Below are 18,921 nucleotides of genomic sequence, written 5' to 3'. Positions count from 1 at the left end.
GCCGAACAACAAGGCCGTCCCGACACCGACGCGGATGCGGCACGAAGACCCGGCACGACACCCGGCACACCGTGAACTCGACCGACGGCCGAACAACAAGGCCGTCCCGACACCGACGCGGATGCGGCACGAAGACCCGGCACGACACCCGGCACACCGTGAACTCGACCGACGGCCGAACAGCAGGGCCGGGCCGACACCGACGCGGGCGCGGTGCGGGGGTCGGCTCCGTGCCGGTCGCGGCACCGGAACACGAAGCGTCCACGCTCAGGACAGGGCCGTCGGGCACCGCCCGGGACCGCGCCCGGAGCCGCCCCGGGGCCGGGGCCCAGAGCCGGAGCCGGCCGTCTCCAGGGTGGTCCGGTCCAGACTGCCGGATCCGGCGCCCCGAACCGAAGCCGGGCCGGACCACTGCCGTCACGCACCCCACATGGCCCGGTGCAGTCGCGTACGGCTCCGCACGCACACCGGCGCCCCGGGACCGCAGGCCGCGCGCCACCGGAGCCGCGCCCGGAAAACGGCGCACCCGTGTCCGCGGGACCACCCCGCGGACACGCGTCACTCGTTCGGCACGACCTCGTAGCGCGGGGTGCCCTCGGCCATCTGCCGCAGCGCGTCCTTGCGCTCGCGCTTGGAGAGGCGGTCGATGTAGAGGTAGCCGTAGAGGTGATCGGTCTCGTGTTGGAGGCAGCGCGCGAAGTAGCCCGTGCCCTCGACGGCCACCGGCTTGCCCGAGGCGTCCTGGCCGCGCACCACCGCGTAGTCGGGGCGGGCCAGCGGCGCGTAGGCGCCGGGGACGGAGAGGCAGCCCTCGTTGGAATCGTCCAGGGCGCGGCGCTCGGCGGGCAGTTCGTCCAGCACCGGGTTGCAGACGGCCCCGACGTGCCGTACGCCGTCGTCGTCCGGGCAGTCGTAGACGAAGACCTTCAGATCGACGCCGATCTGGTTCGCGGCGAGGCCGACGCCCTCGGCCGCCCGCTGGCTCGCGAACATGTCGTCGATCAGCTGGGCCAGCTCGTCGTCGAAGGCCGTGACGTCCTTGCACTCCTTGTGGAGCACCGGGTTGCCGACGACAGTGACCGGCCGGGCCGTGCCGCGCTCGCGGTGCGCGGCCTCGCGTGCCTCGCAGTCCTTGGTGTCGTCGACGAACTCGACGCCCGCCCCCGCCTTGGTCTCCTGCTGCTGCGCCATTCCGCCGTACGCCTTCCTCACAACCTGATTCGTCGCCCTACAGGGTACGGGGCGCACGGCACAGCGCGCCCCGGCAGACCATCGCAGGACGCCCCCCGCGCTCCGCACTCCGGCCTCAGCAGACCTCCTCCAGGTCACGCCACTCGCGGGTGTCCGGGCTGTCAGCCACCCAGCCGTCCAGCAGCCCCCGCACCAGCGAGGCGGGCGCCGCGAGCCCGCACTCGCGCTCCGGAACCCACAGGTCCCCCGGGCCGCCGGCCGTCATATGGCCCAGCGGCCCGGGGTGGCCGGGCGAGCTGTGGTCGTGCGGGTCGAGATGGGTGGAGCCGTCGCCCTCGTCGGCGGGCATCCGGCTCTCCGAGCAGGAGCGGCACAGCAGCCGCACCGACGACGACCAGTCCTCGGCGGCGAAGCCCGCGTCGGCCGCCAGGCGTTCCAGCGCGTCCCTGTCGGCCTCCGTGGCGGCCTCCAGCAGCACGACCCAGGTGGGCACCGGGGAGGGCGCCCACAGCTCGATCTCGTCGAATACGGGGTACGAGGGCCCCGCCGTGGTGGTGCGCTCGCCGTGCGGGACGCCGTCGTGCAGCACGACCTCGCCCCAGCGGCGGCCCGAGGAGGGCAGCGGGATGCTCTGGAGCTCCATCCGCGCCGGGTCGATCCTGCGGCCCCACACGACCTCGGCCTCCCCCTCCGGGGAGAGCCGCACGGCCGCGCTGCCCAGTTGCATGCCCGTCGGCTCGCCGACAGCCGCCGCCGACTGCGCGGCGCCCGGCACCCGCAGCCCGTACGCCTGCCAGGCGCGCCGCGCCAGGGGCCAGTCCTGGAGCGCGGTGGCCGCGATGCCCACGTTCCACCAGTCGGGCGCCCCGGCCTCCCTGTCCAGCAGGGCCACCGCCCGCAGTCCCGCCGCGCGTGCCTGCTCCCAGTCGTGCCGGAACTTGTGCAGCAGCGCGAGGTTGAACCAGGACTCGGACAGCCACGGCTCCAGGTCGGCGGCGCGGGTGAGCAGTGCTCCCGCGTCCTCGTACCGCCCGTCGCCGATGAGCGTGAACGCGCGGTCGGTCGCCTGCCGCCAGGAGGCGGAGGGCCGATGCCGCACCTTGCCGAAGATCCTCACGATGTTCCCGCCTGATTCCCGCCTGTTGATTCGCCGCCGCCCGGTCTGCTGCTGCGCCTTGTGCGTCGTATGCGCTGTGTGCGCCTTGTGCGCTGTGTGCGCTGCGTGTGCCTCTTTCGCGGTTCCCCTCTTCGCATCCAACCATGCCCACCGGGATGCTCGCTCACTACCCGGGAGTCACGCCTTCGACCCCCGCGAGACGACCCGGGCCAGCGCTTCGACCACCCGGGGCTCGTACTCGTGGGCGCTGCCCAGCCGCAGCCGCTCCAGCGCGCGCAACGAGCCCTCTATTCCGGGCTGCCCGGCCACCATGTCCTCGTACGCGTTGGCGACGCGGACTATGCGCGCTGTGAACGGCTGGTCACGGTAAGGATCCGCCTGCCGTTCCACCACTACGGCGACATCGGCCGCCACTCCGGTCTTCCTGACCACCGCGCCGCCCAGCTGCGCGATGCGCCGCCGCTCGGCCGGGTCCAGGTCCTCGGTGGCGCCGCCCGCCACGGGGTCGACGAGGGAGAGCTGCCCGATGTCGTGCATCAGGGCCGCGTACTCCAGCACCGTCAGCTCGGGCTCGCTCAGCCCCAGCTCGCGGCCTGTCGCGACGCTGAGGGCCGCCACCCTGCGGGCGTGTCCGTGCGGGGTGTATCCGGCGACCTCCGTGGAGCGGGCGAGGGAGGCGATGGTCTGCCGGTACGTCGCCCGTACGGCCGCGTAGCGCCGGAAGGAGAACTGGGTCAGCAGCAGGGGCACGCAGAACACCGGAAGCGCCCACAGGCCCGCCACGGCCACGCCGAGCGCGAGCACGGCACCGGTGGCGGCGATGGCGGGCACGATGCCGAGACGGGCGCGCAGCGCGTCCCGCAGCAGCGGGCAGAAGGGCCTGCCGGTGCGGCCCCTGGCCAGCACGGACCCGAGCAGCGCGTCGCAGACCCCGGTGAGCAGCGTCACGGCCAGCAGGCACAGCGCGTGGTACGGGCCCGGGCTCAGCAGCGCCGTCAACCCGCCGGTGTTGTAGAGCGGTTGGAAGCACGTCGCGGCGAACCCGACGCCCAGGACGCCGCGTACGAGGTGGTCGGGCGAAGGGGCGCGGCCCAGCGCCACATGCGGGGCCAGCCCGGCGAGCGTGGCCAGGACGGCGACGGCGACGCACTGGAGGGCGCCGTGCGTGCTGGGCTGCCCCGCGACCTCGCCGAGCAGCGCGTAGCCGAGCGCCCCCGCCGCGCCGACGGGGCCCGCCGTGGCTGAGCCGTCGCCGTCGCCGTCGCCGCCGTGCGCGGCGCCCGGCAGGCGTACGCGCACGAGTTCGCCGACGGCGATCACGAGGCCGAACACGACGGCGGTCCCCGGCTGTTCCAGGCCGTGCCACAGGGTCCAGGTCAGTGCCGTCACGGTGAGCACGGCTGCCGCTCCGTACACGGCGACGACCGCGCGGCTCATGTGTGGCGCGCCGTGCTGCCGGGGCTGCTTCCCGCGGGGTGCGCCTCCTGGGGCCCGTCGGGCCCGTCGGAGGGCGGCCCTCCTGGGGTGCGGGGCGGCCCGAGGGGGCCGCTCTGGCCGCCCTGGTGGGAGGGTGCCGGTACGTTTCCGCCGCGCCCCGGCGCACGGTGCTCGGCCAGAACGGCTCCGGACCCGGGCTGGGGCACGGACCCTGGCCCTGGTGCGTCGGCCGTGACCGCGGGGGACCAGCCCTGGCGGTCCAGCGCGCGGGCGAAGGCGCGCACCACGCGGGGGTCGAACTGCGTCCCGGCGCACCGCCTCAGCTCCTCCAGCGCGACGGACACGGGGCGGGCGCGGCGGTAGCTGCGCGTCGAGGTCATCGCGTCGAACGCGTCGGCCACGGCGACGACCCGCGCGAACTCCGGGATCTGGCCGCCGCGCAGCCCGTACGGATAGCCGCTCCCGTCCAGCCGCTCGTGGTGGTGCAGGATCGCGGCCCGCGCCTCGTCCAGGAAGCCGATGCCGCGCACCATCTCGTGCCCGTACTCGGGGTGCAGCTCGATGACGGCGCGCTCCTCGTCGGTGAGGGGCCCGTCCTTGCGCAACACCCGGGTGGGGACGCCGAGTTTGCCCACGTCGTGCAGGATGCCCGCGAAGCGCAGCGCCTCGGTGCGCTCATGGTCCATGCCCAGCTCGCGCCCGATGAGGACGGAGGCGCGGCCGACGCGCTCGCTGTGGCCGCGCGTGTAGCGGTCCTTGATGTCCACGGCCTGCACCAGGGCACGGATGGTGGCCTGGTGGGCGCCGCGCTCGCGGTGGTACTGCGCGAAGACCCAGCAGCAGATGTACATGGGCAGCAGCACGAACAGGGCCGCTACGGGCCCGTACGGGCTGCGCCAGAGGACCGCCATCATCAGCCCGGCTAGCCCGTGCACCAGGTGGGGAACGGCGGCGAGGGAGAGCTGGCCGCGCCAGGCGGTGCGTACGGAGCAGCGCTCGGCGGCGACGAGGACGGCGCCGTCCAGCAGCGTGACCACGGCGCAGAACGCGAACGCGGCGGCCGCCGCGGGCAGCAGCGCGTACGGGAAGTCGGCGACGGCGGCGGGCAGCTTGGGCGAGGGCGCCGCGGGGCCCACCGTCAGGGCCGCCTGCACCTGCGCCGCCGCCCACGCCGCGAGGCCGAGCTGCGCCGCGTGCCACAGGCGGCGCGCGGCGCCGTGCCGGGACTGCACCCGCCCGATGAGCGCCCCCGGCACGGGCACGAGCGCCGCGGCGGCCGGAGGCAGCAGAAAGACCCCGGTGAGGAGGACGGGAAAGAAAGCGCCCATGTTCTTGGGCACCTTGTGGCCCATGAGGGGGCAGCGGGGCGCGTACTCACAGATCGCGTAGAGCACGGCCAGCGGGAGCAGCGCGAGCCACTCGGTCTCCCGGAAGCCGATGACGGCCGGAGCCGCGCACAGCCCGGCCGCGCAGACGGCGCCGCCGATGCACGCACGGGCCGCCCTTGGCAGCCGCGCCCCCGTTTCTCGTGCACGCATCGCACGTCTCCTCCCCGTACCGCACAGGAAAGGGAGGATAGGACGGGGGAAACCGATACCGGCGGGTCATGCGCGTATTACTTCTTAAGAGACCCGGCTGACTCACACGAACGAGTGAGACAGTCGTGAAAAACGTGCGGGAAGTGCCGAACTCCCGTACTCCGCACGTGTCTTGACCTCGCCCGCCCCCGCCCGGAGAGGGAGGGGCGCGGTGTCGGGGCCGGGGCTCGGGGCCGGTGCTCGCTCGGCCCGGCGGCGTCAGGCCAGGTGCTTGCGGGCGTCCGAACGAGGGGCGGAGGGCGCGGCGTCGTTCCCGGGCTGTCCCGGCGCCTCCGCGGTCTCCGCCGTCTCCGCCGCGGGCTGGTCGGGGACCTCGCCCGCCTGGCCTGACCGGATCAGATCGATCCGGTCCATCACCTTGGAGCGCAGGTCGGTCGGCACGTCGTCCTGGCCGCAGCAGCGCTTGACGAGCTTCTTGACCTCCTGCTCCAGGCCGTACTTCTCGAAGCAGGGCGAGCACTCGTCGAAGTGCTCCTTGAACTTCTCACAGTCGCTGTCCGGCATTTCCCGGTCCAGGTACTCGTAGAGGTGGTCCAGCACCTCGGAGCAGTCCGTCTCGTGCGGCTCTCCGCAACTCATGAGCCCGAGCCTTTCCGGTCGTGCGACGCTTCTCCGCTCGCGGACGCACCGGCGGGGGCGAGCCCGCGGTCGCGCGCGTAGTCCTCCAGCATGCCGCGAAGCTGACGCCGCCCGCGGTGCAGACGGGACATCACCGTGCCGATGGGTGTCCCCATGATGTCGGCGATCTCCTTGTAGGCAAAGCCCTCGACGTCCGCGAGATAGACGGCGATGCGGAACTCCTCCGGGATCGCCTGTAGGGCTTCCTTCACATCCGAGTCCGGAAGGTGGTCGAGCGCCTGGGCCTCGGCCGAACGCAGTCCCGTGGACATGTGCGACTCGGCGCGCGCAAGCTGCCAGTCCTCGATCTCCTCGGCGGCGCTGCGCTGGGGCTCGCGCTGCTTCTTGCGGTACGAGTTGATGAAGGTGTTGGTCAGGATGCGGTACAGCCACGCCTTGAGGTTGGTGCCCTCACGGAACTGGTGGAAGGACGCGTACGCCTTGGCGTACGTCTCCTGGACCAGGTCCTCCGCATCGGCCGGGTTGCGCGTCATGCGGAGCGCGGCCGAGTACATCTGATCAAGGTAGGTGAGGGCGTCCCGCTCGAAGCGCTCACTGCGCTCCGCCTCGGTCTCCTGCTTGGCACTGCCGGCGTCTTCGGTCCCGGTGACCGGACCCACCTCCTCCGATGTCACGGCGAGCCCGAACGAGGACCCGCTCGAATCGGAGAATAGACGACGTTCCGCTCCGTCCGCCGCCGGAATCTTCGCGCCACCGGCCAGCGCGAGCGTGGCCCAGTCCACCTCGGCGGCCTGGGGGCGCTGCGGGCAAGCGACAGAACCCATAGGGGCGGCTCCCTCTCCTCGTGACGTCGCGACAGCCCGTACAACACGCGTCCCCCGGGTCGCATTCCCGGACCGCGCGGATCTTCTTCCCCTTGTTTCCGCCGAGAGGGTGGCCGGGGGCTGGGCCCCGGGGCAGGGAAGGGTTCTAGAGCCCCGCCAGCCCCTCCAGCCAGGCACGTACCGCCTCCGTCAGGACGCCGAGCGCCTCCTCCTGACCGATGTCCGCGCGCTTGGGCACGGCGAAACCGTGGTCCCCGTGGGGCACCTCCACGACGCGGGTGTCCCCGGGCAGGCCGTCGGGGAACTCGTCGGGGCGCCCGAACGGGTCCCGCCCGCCCTGGACGACGAGCACCGGCAGCCCTGTCCCCGTCAGCTCCGGGGCGCGCGACTTCTCCGGCTTGCCCGGCGGGTGCAGCGGAAAGGAAAGGGCGAGCACCGCGTGGGCGCCCAGTTCCGCGCCCGTACGGCAGGCGACGCGGGCCCCCGCGCTGCGCCCGCCCGCGACGACGGGCAGCCCGGGGCCCAGCAGCGCCGGCCACAGCGCCGTCCACGCCGCGTCCAGCGTGCGGGGCGCGGGGGCGACCTTCTTGCCCGCGACGCGCCACGGCTGCTCGACGAGCGCGACGCTCACGCCCGTGGGCGGCAGCGCGGCGGCCAGTGCGACGAGGTCCCGCGCCTCGATGCCGCCGCCAGCGCCGTGGCCCAGCGCGAGCACGGCACGCGCGCCGGCGCCCGCCGCCTCGGCGGTGTGCCAGGTGACGCGGGCCTCCCCCACGGGCGTCGGTACGGTCTCGCGCACTGCGCCGGCGTCCGTGCCCTCGGTGATCTCACTCATGGGAGCATCCTGCACCGCGCGCCCCGGAGAGGCGCAGGACCGGGGCCGTCGGATCGGGGCCGTCGGATCAGAACAGCGTGCCCACCTCGGGCCCGTCCAGCTCCTTGACCAGTTCCGGGCTGTTGTTGCGCACGTTGCTGACCTCCGTCGAGACGGGGTAGGCGCGCATCAGCCCCGCCGGGGGCGGCTCCAGCAGGGGGCGCAGTTCGTCGGGGTCCGTGCGGGAGGGGTCGAGCCAGGCGTCCCAGCGGTCCGGGGTCAGCATCAGCGGCATGCGCGGGTGGATGTCGGAGAGCGCGCGCGGCCCGTCCTCGCCCGAGTCGCCCGCGAGGGGCGTGGTCTCTGCCTCCGTGGTGATCACCGTGCAGGTCACCCACCAGGCCCCCGCGTGGTCGTCGGGCAGGGTCTTGTCCCGCCAGAACTCGTAGAGCCCCGCCATGGCCATGACCGAGCCGTCCGCCGGGGTCACGAAGTACGGCTGCTTGCGCGGGCGCTTCTTCTTGCCCTCCTGCTCCAGGTCCAGCTCGCCCTTGGCCGTGACCCACTCGTAGTAGCCGTCGGCGGGGAGCAGGCAGCGGCGGGCCGCGAAGGGGCGCCTGTAGGACGCCTTCTCGTGGACGGTCTCGGCGCGCGCGTTGATCATCTTCACGCCCGTGTCGGGTGACTTCGCCCACCCCGGGACCAGCCCCCACTTGAGGACGCGCAACTGGCGCACGGGGCGCGGATCGTCCGAGCCCTTCGCCGGGCGGTCGAGCACCGCGTACACCTGCTTCGTGGGCGCGACGTTCCAGTCCGGCGCCAGCGCCTCCTCGGGGTCCCACTTCTCGACGTCGAAGAGGCCCACCAGATCCTCGGGCTTCCGGCTCGCTGCATACCTACCGCACATAAGTGCCAGACTGCCACGGCACAGTGACACAGATGGCGGAGTCGTCCCGACTACGGCACGCGTCGTAGGGAGAAGCAGCCCGCCGCCGTCCGTTGTACCGGCGTCCGGCGGGGAACGAACGGGGAGAGCTAGGGGAGAGATGGACACCGCGAACATCACCGACATCTGGGACCGGGTCTTCGGCACGCAGCCGGACCCCGACCAGTGGCTGGTCGTCATCACCGGTCTCGTCGCCCTCGCCGCCGTGCTCCCGCACGGCGTCTGGCGGGTGTCGCGGAACGCGGTGACGATCGCCCACGAGGGCGGCCACGGTCTCATCGCGCTGCTCTCGGGCCGCCGCCTCGACGGCATCAGGCTGCACTCGGACACCTCGGGCCTCACCGTCTCGCGCGGCAAGCCCACCGGCATCGGCATGGTGCTCACCGCCGCCTCCGGCTACACCGCCCCTCCCCTGCTCGGTCTCGGCGGCGCCTGGCTGCTCGCCGCGAACCACATCACGCTCCTCCTGTGGAGCGCGACGGCACTGCTGCTGGCCATGCTGCTCATGATCCGCAACGCCTACGGCGTGCTGACGGTCTTCGTCGCGGGCGGCGCCTTCCTGCTGGTCTCCTGGCTGACGGACGCCGAGGTCCAGGCCGCCTTCGCCTACGTAGTGGTGTGGTTCCTGCTGCTGGGCGGAGTGCGCCCGGTGTTCGAGCTACAGCGCAAGCGCAGGGGCTGGAGCGGCGCCCGCGACCGCGTCGCGCACGCGTTCCACGGCCGCCAGGGCGGGGAGCCCGACTCGGACGCCGACCAGCTCGCCCGCCTCACGAACGTCCCGGCGGCGATGTGGCTGGTGCTCTTCCACGCCGTCGCGCTCTGCTCCCTCATCGGGGGCGGCCGGTGGCTGCTGGGTCTGTGACGGCGGGAGCGCGCGTGGCGGCGCGGGGAAGGGGCGCGTGCCGGACTCCAGGCGGCGCGCGGTGCCCTTACCAGTGCCATGTTTCCGTGGCATTTCTCCGATTCTGATCAAGATCCCCGCCCAGGCAGAGCCACTAAAGTGAGACCCATGACCGACCACACCACATCCGCCGCCCACTGGTCCGCGCCGCTCGCGTCCTCCCCCGTGGACGCGACCGTCACCGTGCCGGGATCGAAGTCGGTCACCAACCGCGGACTCGTGCTCGCAGCGCTCTCCTCGGAGCCCGGCTGGCTGCGCCGCCCGCTCCGCTCCCGCGACACCCTGCTGATGGCCGAGGCACTGCGCGCCATGGGCGTGCACATCGAGGAGACGGTGTCCTCGTCCAGCGCGGCGGGCTCCGGCGCGGGCGGCACGGGCGCCGCCGCCGGTGCGGGCGAGGCGTGGCGCGTCATCCCCGCGGGGCTGTCGGGCCCGGCCACGGTGGACGTCGGCAACGCGGGCACCGTGATGCGCTTCCTGCCCCCCGTCGCCGCGCTCGCCGACGGCGACATCCGCTTCGACGGGGACCCGCGCTCCTACGAGCGCCCGCTGCACGGCGTCATCGACGCGCTGCGCGCCCTCGGCGCCCGCATCGACGACGAGAAGCGCGGCGCGCTCCCGATGACGGTGCACGGCAGCGGTTCGCTGACCGGCGGCACCGTCGAGATCGACGCCTCCTCCTCCAGCCAGTTCGTCAGCGCCCTGCTGCTCTCGGGGCCCCGCTTCAACCAGGGCGTCGAGGTGCGGCACGTGGGCGGCAAGCTGCCGTCGATGCCGCACATCCGGATGACCGTGGACATGCTGCGCCTGGCCGGTGCCCAGGTGGACGCCCCGGAGGACGGCGGCGAGCGCGACGTGTGGCGGGTCACGCCCGGCGCGCTGCTCGGCCGGGACCTGACCGTCGAGCCCGATCTGTCCAACGCGCAGCCCTTCCTCGCCGCGGCGCTCGTCACCGGCGGCCGGGTCACCATCCCGGACTGGCCGAAGCACACCACGCAGCCCGGCGACGCGCTGCGCCGGATCTTCACGGAGATGGGCGCCACCTGCCAGCTGGACGAGCGCGGCCTCACCCTCAAGGGCAACGGCCGCGTCCGGGGCATCGACGTGGACCTGAGCGAGGTCGGCGAACTCACCCCGGGCATCGCCGCGGTGGCGGCCCTGGCGGAGAGCGAGTCGGTGCTGCGCGGCGTCGCCCACCTGCGGCTGCACGAGACCGACCGGCTCGCCGCGCTCACCAAGGAGATCAACGGCCTCGGCGGCGATGTCACCGAGACCGAGGACGGGCTGCGCATCCGCCCCCGCACCCTGCACGGTGGCGTCTTCCACACCTACGACGACCACCGCCTCGCCACCGCGGGCGCCCTGCTGGGCCTGGTCGTCCCGGACGTCCAGGTGGAGAACATCGCGACGACGGGCAAGACGCTGCCCGACTTCCCCGCGCTGTGGTCGGGGATGCTCGGGGAGCCCGTCGGAGAGAGGGCCTAGAGGGCTCCCCGCGATGCGCCGCTACGGCAAGAACACCGACGAGGACGACATCCGCGTACGCCCCAACCGCAAGGGCACCCGCCCCCGCACCCACACCAGGCCCAAGCACGAGGACGCGTCCGAGGGCCTGGTGGTCACCGTCGACAGGGGGCGGATCACCTGTCTCGTCGACGGCCATGAGATCACCGCGATGAAGGCGCGCGAACTGGGCCGCAAGGGCGTGGTCGTGGGCGACCGCGTCGCCATCGTCGGCGATCTGACGGGCGCCAAGGACACGCTGGCGCGCATCGTGCGCGTCGAGGAACGGACGTCGGTGCTACGGCGGACGGCGGACGACAACGATCCGTTCGAGCGGGTGGTGGTCGCCAACGCCGATCAGCTCGCCATCGTCACGGCCCTCGCCGACCCCGAGCCGCGCCCCCGCCTCATCGACCGCTGCCTGGTCGCCGCCTTCGACGCGGGCCTGGAACCGCTGCTCGTCCTCACCAAGTCCGACCTCGCCCCTGCGGGCCCGCTGCTGGAGGCGTACGAGCCGCTGGGCGTGCGCTCCGTCGCCACCAGCAGGGACGAGCTGGCGAAGGGCGGCGCGGCGGAGAAGGTGCGCGAGCTGCTGTACGGGCGCAGCACCGCCTTCATCGGGCACAGCGGTGTGGGCAAGACGACGCTGGTGAACGCCCTCGTGGAGCGGCAGCGTACGACGGGCCACGTCAACGCCGTCACGGGACGGGGCCGCCACACCACCACCTCGGCGCTGGCCCTGCCGCTGCCGGGCGAGGCGGGCGGCTGGGTCATCGACACCCCGGGGCTGCGCTCGTTCGGCCTGAACCACGTGGACCCCTCCCGGGTGATCCACGCCTTCCCCGATCTGGAGCCGGGCACGGCGGAGTGCCCGCGCGCGTGCAGCCACGACGAGCCGGACTGCGCGCTGGACCAGTGGGTCGCGGACGGACACGCCGACCCGGCCCGGCTGCACTCGCTGCGACGGCTGCTCGCGACGCGCGAGCGACGCGAAGGGGATTGATCGCGTCCGGTCCGTCCCCGCATGCATACTGACCCTTCCTGGGGAAATACCCCCCAGATCCCCACACGGAAGAGCGACAGGACCGGACCGCTGTGGACAGGGCCCGCTGTGTACGGGACTGCTGCGGACAGGACCGCTGCGGGCAGGACCGGGCCGCTGCGGACGAGCCGGTGACGGCGCGGGAGCGACGGAGGCGATCCGAATGGCGTGGCTGCTGGTCATCGTCGCGGGGATTCTCGAAACGGGATTCGCGGTCTGCCTCAAGCTCTCCCACGGCTTCACCCGCCTGTGGCCCACGGTCGCCTTCTGCGTCTTCGCGCTCGGCAGCTTCGGCCTGCTGACGCTGGCCCTCAAGCGCCTGGACGTCGGCCCGGCCTACGCGGTGTGGACGGGCATCGGCGCGGCCGGTACGGCGATCTACGGCATGGTCTTCCTCGGTGACGTCGTCTCCGTGCTGAAGCTGGTCTCCATCACCTTCGTGATCGTGGGCGTGATCGGCCTCCAGCTCTCGGGCAGCGCGCACTGACCCGCGGGCCCCGTCGGCCCCGTCGGGCTTGTTCGGCCACCGCTTCCGGTTCCGCTCCCGGTTCCGTTCCGGTTCCGGCCGCCGCCTCACTGCCGCGCGAGCAGCGCCCGTACGACCTCGCCGACCCGGCCGCACGTGTCGTCGTCCCGCGCGTCGTCCGGCGCCACGACGTACGACAGCGCGATCCGCAGCCCCGCCTCGTAGGCGCGGCCGAGCGCGGGCAGGGACGTCGCGGGCGACAGCGTGCCGCCGGAGGCCAGCCCGGCGACCGTACGGTCGCACAGCACGGCGGCCAGCTCGCCCGGCTCGCCGGGGAGCGCCCCGGCGGACGCGTGCCGGTTGGGCGCGGGCAGCGGCATGCGCGCGCCCCAGCAGCCGGTCAGCGCGGCGTGCACGATCGGCTCGTCCCGCGCGGTCCGCAGCATCCACGCGGCGGCGGCGGCGCAACAGGCCGCCGGATCGGCGCCCTTGCGGCCCGCCTCGGCCGCCGCGCGTGCCGCGCCGTCGAGGAAGCCCTCCACCAGCCGGTCCACCAGCGCTGCGCCCAGGCCCTCTTTGCTGCCGAACTCGTTGTAGAGGGTCTGCCGGGAGACTCCCGCCGACGCGGCGACGTCCACCATCCTGACCCCCGTCCACGGCTGTGCGCCCACCGCCTCGTGGGCGGCTTCCAGCAAGGTCTCGCGTGCAGTCGGCATCGTGGCCTCCCGTACCCGACGGCTGGGGTGCGGCACAGAATTGACGCGCCGCCAGGAGGTGTCAAGACATCGCGCATATTCCGGGTGGCCTGGCCTACGACAACTTCTGTGCGCGCTGACACGGTGCGGCCGTTCGGACGCGGCCGCGGACCCGTTCGGCCCTGCCCCGGACCCGTTCGGACCCCACCGGGCTGTGCTCCTGTGGCTGGGTGTGCAGGCGCTCGATACTGTTCGTACATGCTGGACTACCACGATGATCTGCGTCTCGCCCATGTCCTCGCGGACGCCGCCGACGCCGCCACGATGGAGCGTTTCAAGGCCCTCGACCTCAAGGTCGAGACGAAGCCGGACATGACCCCCGTGAGCGACGCCGACAAGGCCGCCGAGGAGCTGATCCGTACCTCGCTCCAGCGCACCCGCCCGCGCGACGCGGTGCTCGGAGAGGAGTTCGGCACCGAAGGGCACGGCTCGCGCCGCTGGGTCATCGACCCGATCGACGGCACCAAGAACTTCGTCAGGGGCGTGCCCGTCTGGGCCACGCTCATCGCCCTCATGGAGTTCGGCGAGGGCGGCGACCGCCCCGTCGTCGGCGTCGTCTCCGCACCCGCGCTCAACCGCCGCTGGTGGGCGGCCAAGGACAGCGGCGCCTACACGGGCCGCAGTCTCACCAAGGCCACCCGGCTCCACGTCTCCGAGGTCTCCAACCTGCGCGACTCCTCGTTCGGCTACTCCTCGCTGCACGGCTGGGAGGAGCGCGGCATGCTGGGCGGCTTCCTGGACCTGACGCGGGACTGCTGGCGCACGCGGGGCTACGGCGACTTCTGGCCGTACATGATGGTCGCGGAGGGCGCGATCGACATGTGCGCCGAGCCCGAGCTGTCGCTGTGGGACATGGCGGCGAACGCCGTGATCGTCGAGGAGGCCGGGGGCACGTTCACCGGCCTGGACGGGGGCCGGGGCCCGCACAGCGGGAGCGCGGCGGCCTCGAACGGGCACCTGCACGAGGATCTGCTGCGCTATCTGACCGCCTGACCGCCCAGGCGATCGCGTCGGGCCCGAACATGGATCGAGCATGGGCCCGACCTGGACAGAGGGGTGCGTGAGGGCGCCCGGGCCGCGCGACGCGGCTTGATGTGGCCTCGCGCGCCCCTTGTTGTGTCCTCTGGAGCATGTGAGCATGAGAACTCGACCGCTTGTGCCCTTGTGAATTGCTTCTCTAAGAGAAGTGGTTCCTCCAAGGAGGTGGCTCACCCCCATGCCCACGCCCTCAGTCGTGCACGACGCCATGAGCAGCGTCGTCCTCACGATCGGCCCCGCCCACACCCTCCGACAGGCCGCCGAACTGATGTCGGCGCGACGCGTCGGCGCGGCCGTCGTCCTCGACCCCGACACCAGCGGGATCGGCATACTGACCGAGCGCGACATCCTCAACTCCCTCGGCTCGGGCCAGGACCCCGACAGCGAGACGGCCGGCACCCACACCACCACCGACGTCGTCTTCGCCGCCCCGGCGTGGACCCTCCAGGAGGCCGCCGACGCCATGACGCACGGCGGCTTCCGGCATCTGATCGTGCTGAACGAGCGCGAACCCGTCGGCGTGGTCTCGGTGCGCGACATCGTGCGCTGCTGGACCGGGCACGGTCCCGAAGAGCCGTCCGCGCCGCGCGTGCACGCCGAGGCGGACGCGGTCACGGTCTGACGGCCCGGCCCCCGGCCCCCTCCGGGGCGCGCCGGAAGGACGTACCGGAGGAACGCGAAACGCGCCGGGTGAAACGCGAACGCACCGGAGGGACCGGAGCCCCATGGCGTCCGGTCCCTCCGGCCTCAGTACGGCGAGCGGTCGGTCAGCCGCGCAGGGCCTGGACCGCGGCTTCCAGCCGCTTGCCGTAGTCCGCGTCCGCCTTGCGGAAGTTCTCGATCGCCCGCTGGGCGATGTCCTCGCGCGTGACACCCGCGAGGGCGCCCGCGAGGTTGTCGATCAGACGCTGCTTGGCGTCCTCCGGCATCAGGCGGTAGAGGTTGCCCGCCTGGACGAAGTCGTCGTCCTCGGCGTGCGACGGCGTCTCGTGGTCACCGGTGAGACCGGAGACGGCCGTGGGCTCCCACAGCGGCTTGTCGGTCTGGTGGGGACCGCCGAAGCTGTTGGGCTCGTAGTTCTTCGCGCCGCCGTGCCGGCCGTCGTACATGAAGCCGTCGCGGCCGTGCGAACGGGCCACCGCCGCCTTGGGCTGGTTCACCGGCAGGTGGTCGGCGTTGATGCCGACGCGGTAGCGGTGCGCGTCGCCGTAGCCGAAGAGGCGGCCCTGGAGCATCTTGTCCGGGGACGGGCCGATGCCCGGCACGAAGTGGTGCGGGGAGAAGACCGACTGCTCGACCTCGGCGAAGATGTTCTCCGGGTTCCGGTTCAGCTCCAGCTTGCCGATGGTGATCGGCGGGTAGTCCGCGTGCGGCCATACCTTGGTCAGGTCGAACGGGTTGAAGCGGTAGCTCGCCGCGTCCGCCGCGGGCATGATCTGCACCTGGACGGTCCAGCTCGGGTACTCGCCGCGCTCGATCGACTCGCGCAGATCGCGCTGGTGGCTGTCCGGGTCCTTGCCCGCCAGCACCTCCGCCTCCTCGGCAGTCAGGCACTTGATGCCCTGGTCCGTCTTGAAGTGGTACTTGACCCAGAAGACCTCGCCGTCGGCGTTGTTCCACTGGAAGGTGTGGGAGCCGAAGCCGTCCATGTGACGGTAGCTGGCGGGAATGCCGCGGTCACCGAAGAGCCAGGTCACCTGGTGCGTCGACTCGGGCGAGAGGCCCCAGAAGTCGAAGACGTTGTCCGCCTCCTGCGAGCCCGTGTAGGGGTCGCGCTTCTGCGTGTGGATGAAGTCCGGGAACTTGATCGCGTCCCGGATGAAGAACACCGGGGTGTTGTTGCCGACGAGGTCGTAGTTGCCCTCCTCGGTGTAGAACTTCAGCGCGAAGCCACGGGGGTCACGCACCGCGTCGGCCGCGCCGAGGTTGCCCGCGACGGTCGAGAAGCGGAGGAAGGTCTCCGTCTTCTTGCCGATCTCGGAGAGGAACTTCGCCCGGGTGTACTTCGTGACGTCGGCGGTCACGGTGAACGTCCCGTAGGCACCGGCGCCGCGTGCGTGCACGACGCGCTCGGGGATGCGCTCCCTGTTGAAGTGCGCGAGCTTCTCCAGAAGCAGCTGGTCCTGGATCAGCGCGGGTCCGCCGACGCCCGCGGTCTCGGTCTGCTGGTTGTTCGCCACCGGAGCCCCCGCCTCCGTGGTGAGCGGTCCGGTGGTCTCGTTCTGCACCGTCACGTGCGCCTCCTGTGCCTTCCCTGTCCATGGCGTAACGCCACAACGGATCCTACATTAGACAATGTCTAAGTCAAGAAGGATCCGAAACTCATACGGGTTCTTCCCATGGACAGCCCGCTGCTACTCTGGAGTCATGAGTGACCTGTTGGAACGACTCCGTGATCGCGGCTGGCGGCTCACCGCGCAGCGGCGAGTCGTCGCCGAGGTGCTCGATGGCGACCACGTCCACTACACCGCCGACGAAGTGCACGCCCGCGCGACGGAGCGGCTGCCCGAGATCGCGCGAGCGACCGTCTACAACACGCTGAGCGAGCTGGTCTCCATCGGCGAAGTGATCGAGGTCAGCACGGACGGCAGGGCCAAGCGGTACGACCCGAACGCCCGCCACACCCATCAGCACCTGGTCTGCTCCAACTGCGGCACGATCCGCGACGTGCACCCCACAGGTGACCCCCTCAGCGCCCTCCCCGAGGCCGAGCGCTATGGGTTCACCATCGCGGAGGCCACCGTCACGTACCGCGGCACCTGCCCCAACTGCGCCGCGGGCTGACCCCGCCCGCATCAAGGTCCCCGGGCCCGCGCCCCTCCGAGGGGGTGCGGGCCCTTCGCATGCGACCGCCCCCGTACGCACACCGCGCACGACCCTTGCCGGTATCTGACGGACCGTCATATCGTCGTCCGCGATGGGCATATCACCGAAACTCCGAGCCGTCGCGCTCACCCGGACCTTCGGGCGGGGCGCCAGCCGGCTGGCCGCGCTGGGACCCGTCGACCTCGACGTCGCGACGGGAGAGTTCGTCTGCCTCGTCGGCCCCTCCGGCTGCGGCAAGTCCACCCTGCTCCGTATCGCCGCCGGACTCCTGCGGCCCTCCGGCGGCGAACTGGCCATCCGTACGGACGCCGGGCACCCGGCCGCCATGATCTTCCAGGACTACGGGATCTACGACTGGAAGACCGTGCGGGCCAACGTCCGCTTCGGCCTCGACGTCCAGCGCGTCCCCCGCAAAGAGGCCGACGAGCGCGCCGGGCACTGGCTGGCCCGGATGGGCCTCGCGGACTTCGCGGGGGCCTACCCGGCGGCGCTCTCGGGCGGCATGCGCCAGCGCGTGGCCATCGCCAGGGCGCTCGCCGTCGAACCCGAGATCCTGCTGATGGACGAGCCCTTCGCCGCGCTCGACGCGCAGTTGCGCACCATCCTCCAGGACGAGCTGCTCGCGCTCACCCAGGCCACCCGCACCACCACCCTCTTCATCACCCACAGCCTCGAAGAGGCGCTGGTCCTGGGCGACCGCGTGCTGGTGATGTCGGCCCGCCCTGGCCGGATCATCGCCGAGCGACGGCCGCCCTTCGACCGCCCCCGCACCGGCGAGGTCCGCTCGGCGCCCGGCTTCACCGCGCTCAAGGACGAGCTGTGGGAGCTGCTCCGCGACGAGGTGGACGCGGGCGGCGACGGTGGAGGCGGGAGCAGGGGCGGGAGCGCGGCACCGCACGAGGCGGTCGCCCCGTGAGCGCCCTCGAAGGCGGCGGAAGCGGAAGCGGAGGTGGAGGCGGGCGGACGGTGCCCGGCGGGCGCGGGCGAGACGAACGTCACGGGGAGGCGAGCGCCCCGGACGGCGGAGCCGCGGACACCGACGACAGCGGGCTGCTCCTGCGCCGCCCCGGCCCCCAGGAGACGCACCCCGCCCGCACCCACCGCAGACGGCGCGCCCTGGAGCTGGCCCTCGCCCTGGCCGTACCCCTCGTCCTCGTCCTGCTGTGGCAGACGGCCGCTTCGCAGCAGTGGATCGACGCCCGGATCTACCCCGCACCCTCCACCATCCTGGCCGACGGCTGGGAGCGCGCAGCGGCGGGCGAGCTGTGGCCCGACACCTGGGCCACCCTGCGCCGCGTCCTCGCGGGCTACGCCATCGGCACCGCCTCCGGCTATCTGCTGGGGCTGCTCATGGGGTCGCTCCCGCTCGTGCGGGCCGCGCTGGAGCCGATGCTCGACGCGCTCTACGTCGTGCCGAAACTGGCGCTGCTGCCGGTCTTCCTCAACATGTTCGGGCTCGGCGAGGGACCGCAGGTCGCGCTCGTCGCGGCCACCGTCTTCTTCTTCGTATGGATCTCCACCATGGCCGCCGTACTGGCCGTCCCCGAGGGGCACCGCGATGCGGGACGGGTCTTCGGCGCGGGCCACTGGCAGATGTTCCGGCACGTACTGCTGCCGGCCTCGCTGCCCGCTGTGCTGGTCGGGGCCCGGATCGCGGCAGGAGTGGCGGTGCTGGTCATCGTCGCGTCCGAGTCCATCGCCGCGACGGACGGGCTCGGCCACCTCATCTTCGACTCCCGCGCCCTCTTCCAGAACGACGTGATGTTCGTGGGCATCGTCTGCGTCGCCGTGCTCGGGGTCGTCTTCTCCGAACTCGTCCGCCTCGCGGGGCGGTTCCTCACCCCCTGGGCGCCACGCGACCGGGGCCGCGGCCAGTCCTGACCC

19 protein-coding genes are annotated in these 18,921 nt (G+C 72.6%); 9 read left to right on the top strand and 10 right to left on the bottom strand.

Translation table 11 applies throughout. The features are described from left to right. Positions 1 to 558 precede the first annotated feature (558 nt). The 8 genes from def to ACWGJ2_RS09245 form a co-directional block, all read right to left on the bottom strand. Entirely contained in the window at positions 559 to 1,191 is a 633-nt protein-coding gene (def, locus tag ACWGJ2_RS09280) for a peptide deformylase (protein WP_453345388.1), read from the bottom strand. 115 nt (positions 1,192 to 1,306) lie between these two features. Then, positions 1,307 to 2,308, bottom strand: coding sequence for a tetratricopeptide repeat protein (locus ACWGJ2_RS09275; RefSeq protein ID WP_453345387.1), 1,002 nt, complete (start codon positions 2,306 to 2,308; stop codon positions 1,307 to 1,309). A 177-nt stretch (positions 2,309 to 2,485) separates the two neighbouring features. Beyond that, entirely contained in the window at positions 2,486 to 3,745 is a 1,260-nt protein-coding gene (locus tag ACWGJ2_RS09270; protein ID WP_453345386.1) for an HD-GYP domain-containing protein, read from the bottom strand. Then, positions 3,742 to 5,283: an HD-GYP domain-containing protein gene (locus tag ACWGJ2_RS09265; RefSeq protein ID WP_453345385.1), complete on the bottom strand. Its 1,542-nt coding sequence runs from the start codon at positions 5,281 to 5,283 to the stop codon at positions 3,742 to 3,744. Before ACWGJ2_RS09265 ends, ACWGJ2_RS09270 begins: the two co-directional genes overlap by 4 nt. Before the next feature lie 258 nt (positions 5,284 to 5,541). Further along, entirely contained in the window at positions 5,542 to 5,922 is a 381-nt protein-coding gene (rsrA, locus tag ACWGJ2_RS09260; RefSeq protein WP_453345384.1) for a mycothiol system anti-sigma-R factor, read from the bottom strand. After that, the gene (locus ACWGJ2_RS09255) at positions 5,919 to 6,581 is read right to left on the bottom strand and encodes a sigma-70 family RNA polymerase sigma factor (protein ID WP_453345507.1); all 663 of its coding nucleotides are present in this window, start codon (positions 6,579 to 6,581) and stop codon (positions 5,919 to 5,921) included. Before ACWGJ2_RS09255 ends, rsrA begins: the two co-directional genes overlap by 4 nt. A gap of 310 nt (positions 6,582 to 6,891) precedes the next feature. Next, positions 6,892 to 7,581, bottom strand: coding sequence for an alpha/beta hydrolase family protein (locus ACWGJ2_RS09250; RefSeq protein ID WP_453345383.1), 690 nt, complete (start codon positions 7,579 to 7,581; stop codon positions 6,892 to 6,894). Between the two features lie 67 nt (positions 7,582 to 7,648). After that, positions 7,649 to 8,467: an SOS response-associated peptidase gene (locus tag ACWGJ2_RS09245; RefSeq protein WP_453345382.1), complete on the bottom strand. Its 819-nt coding sequence runs from the start codon at positions 8,465 to 8,467 to the stop codon at positions 7,649 to 7,651. 139 nt (positions 8,468 to 8,606) lie between these two features. Here ACWGJ2_RS09245 and ACWGJ2_RS09240 point away from each other — a divergent pair, with 139 nt between their 5' ends. The 4 genes from ACWGJ2_RS09240 to ACWGJ2_RS09225 all read left to right on the top strand — a co-directional run bounded on the left by ACWGJ2_RS09240 (position 8,607) and on the right by ACWGJ2_RS09225 (position 12,439). Continuing rightward, complete coding sequence (locus tag ACWGJ2_RS09240) at positions 8,607 to 9,368, top strand: M50 family metallopeptidase (RefSeq protein ID WP_453345381.1); 762 nt, start codon at positions 8,607 to 8,609, stop codon at positions 9,366 to 9,368. A 147-nt stretch (positions 9,369 to 9,515) separates the two neighbouring features. Next, the gene (gene aroA, locus ACWGJ2_RS09235) at positions 9,516 to 10,892 is read left to right on the top strand and encodes a 3-phosphoshikimate 1-carboxyvinyltransferase (RefSeq protein WP_453345380.1); all 1,377 of its coding nucleotides are present in this window, start codon (positions 9,516 to 9,518) and stop codon (positions 10,890 to 10,892) included. Between the two features lie 13 nt (positions 10,893 to 10,905). Further along, positions 10,906 to 11,913 (top strand): ribosome small subunit-dependent GTPase A, encoded by a 1,008-nt coding sequence (gene rsgA, locus ACWGJ2_RS09230; protein WP_453345379.1) that lies wholly within the window; start codon positions 10,906 to 10,908, stop codon positions 11,911 to 11,913. Between the two features lie 202 nt (positions 11,914 to 12,115). Further along, entirely contained in the window at positions 12,116 to 12,439 is a 324-nt protein-coding gene (locus tag ACWGJ2_RS09225) for a DMT family transporter (protein WP_453345378.1), read from the top strand. 86 nt (positions 12,440 to 12,525) lie between these two features. Here ACWGJ2_RS09225 and ACWGJ2_RS09220 read toward each other — a convergent pair whose 3' ends face one another. After that, a complete protein-coding gene (locus ACWGJ2_RS09220) occupies positions 12,526 to 13,134 on the bottom strand; it encodes a TetR/AcrR family transcriptional regulator (protein ID WP_453345377.1) in 609 nt (202 codons plus the stop codon). 237 nt (positions 13,135 to 13,371) lie between these two features. Between ACWGJ2_RS09220 and hisN the strand changes: the two genes are divergently transcribed. Both hisN and ACWGJ2_RS09210 read left to right on the top strand, forming a co-directional pair. After that, positions 13,372 to 14,166 (top strand): histidinol-phosphatase, encoded by a 795-nt coding sequence (gene hisN / locus ACWGJ2_RS09215; RefSeq protein ID WP_453345376.1) that lies wholly within the window; start codon positions 13,372 to 13,374, stop codon positions 14,164 to 14,166. A 223-nt stretch (positions 14,167 to 14,389) separates the two neighbouring features. Then, positions 14,390 to 14,833, top strand: a complete 444-nt coding sequence (locus ACWGJ2_RS09210; RefSeq protein WP_453345375.1) for a CBS domain-containing protein — start codon at positions 14,390 to 14,392, stop codon at positions 14,831 to 14,833. A gap of 145 nt (positions 14,834 to 14,978) precedes the next feature. Here ACWGJ2_RS09210 and ACWGJ2_RS09205 read toward each other — a convergent pair whose 3' ends face one another. Beyond that, positions 14,979 to 16,445, bottom strand: coding sequence for a catalase (locus tag ACWGJ2_RS09205; RefSeq protein WP_453345374.1), 1,467 nt, complete (start codon positions 16,443 to 16,445; stop codon positions 14,979 to 14,981). 133 nt (positions 16,446 to 16,578) lie between these two features. Here ACWGJ2_RS09205 and ACWGJ2_RS09200 point away from each other — a divergent pair, with 133 nt between their 5' ends. From ACWGJ2_RS09200 to ACWGJ2_RS09190, 3 genes are all read left to right on the top strand, one after another. Further along, a complete protein-coding gene (locus tag ACWGJ2_RS09200) occupies positions 16,579 to 16,995 on the top strand; it encodes a Fur family transcriptional regulator (protein ID WP_453345373.1) in 417 nt (138 codons plus the stop codon). A gap of 133 nt (positions 16,996 to 17,128) precedes the next feature. Beyond that, entirely contained in the window at positions 17,129 to 17,953 is an 825-nt protein-coding gene (locus tag ACWGJ2_RS09195) for an ABC transporter ATP-binding protein (RefSeq protein WP_453345372.1), read from the top strand. Positions 17,954 to 18,087: 134 nt separating this feature from the next. Continuing rightward, on the top strand, positions 18,088 to 18,918 hold the full coding sequence (locus ACWGJ2_RS09190) for an ABC transporter permease (protein WP_453345506.1): 831 nt from the start codon (positions 18,088 to 18,090) through the stop codon (positions 18,916 to 18,918). Positions 18,919 to 18,921: the final 3 nt, after the last annotated feature.

It is taken from the genome of Streptomyces sp. NPDC054796, assembly GCF_053611545.1.
Note: the sequence above shows the minus strand (reverse complement) of the source record. Positions and strands in the feature narration are given on the sequence as shown.

What these genes read in the sequence shown, in the direction of transcription:
- def (WP_453345388.1), bottom strand. Translation starts at nt 1,191, where the DNA reads ATGGCGCAGCAGCAGGAGACCAAGGCGGGGGCGGGCGTCGAGTTCGTC.
- ACWGJ2_RS09270 (WP_453345386.1), bottom strand. Translation starts at nt 3,745, where the DNA reads ATGAGCCGCGCGGTCGTCGCCGTGTACGGAGCGGCAGCCGTGCTCACC.
- ACWGJ2_RS09265 (WP_453345385.1), bottom strand. Translation starts at nt 5,283, where the DNA reads ATGCGTGCACGAGAAACGGGGGCGCGGCTGCCAAGGGCGGCCCGTGCG.
- rsrA (WP_453345384.1), bottom strand. Translation starts at nt 5,922, where the DNA reads ATGAGTTGCGGAGAGCCGCACGAGACGGACTGCTCCGAGGTGCTGGAC.
- ACWGJ2_RS09250 (WP_453345383.1), bottom strand. Translation starts at nt 7,581, where the DNA reads ATGAGTGAGATCACCGAGGGCACGGACGCCGGCGCAGTGCGCGAGACC.
- ACWGJ2_RS09245 (WP_453345382.1), bottom strand. Translation starts at nt 8,467, where the DNA reads ATGTGCGGTAGGTATGCAGCGAGCCGGAAGCCCGAGGATCTGGTGGGC.
- ACWGJ2_RS09240 (WP_453345381.1), top strand. Translation starts at nt 8,607, where the DNA reads ATGGACACCGCGAACATCACCGACATCTGGGACCGGGTCTTCGGCACG.
- aroA (WP_453345380.1), top strand. Translation starts at nt 9,516, where the DNA reads ATGACCGACCACACCACATCCGCCGCCCACTGGTCCGCGCCGCTCGCG.
- rsgA (WP_453345379.1), top strand. Translation starts at nt 10,906, where the DNA reads ATGCGCCGCTACGGCAAGAACACCGACGAGGACGACATCCGCGTACGC.
- ACWGJ2_RS09225 (WP_453345378.1), top strand. Translation starts at nt 12,116, where the DNA reads ATGGCGTGGCTGCTGGTCATCGTCGCGGGGATTCTCGAAACGGGATTC.
- ACWGJ2_RS09220 (WP_453345377.1), bottom strand. Translation starts at nt 13,134, where the DNA reads ATGCCGACTGCACGCGAGACCTTGCTGGAAGCCGCCCACGAGGCGGTG.
- hisN (WP_453345376.1), top strand. Translation starts at nt 13,372, where the DNA reads ATGCTGGACTACCACGATGATCTGCGTCTCGCCCATGTCCTCGCGGAC.
- ACWGJ2_RS09210 (WP_453345375.1), top strand. Translation starts at nt 14,390, where the DNA reads ATGCCCACGCCCTCAGTCGTGCACGACGCCATGAGCAGCGTCGTCCTC.
- ACWGJ2_RS09200 (WP_453345373.1), top strand. Translation starts at nt 16,579, where the DNA reads ATGAGTGACCTGTTGGAACGACTCCGTGATCGCGGCTGGCGGCTCACC.
- ACWGJ2_RS09195 (WP_453345372.1), top strand. Translation starts at nt 17,129, where the DNA reads ATGGGCATATCACCGAAACTCCGAGCCGTCGCGCTCACCCGGACCTTC.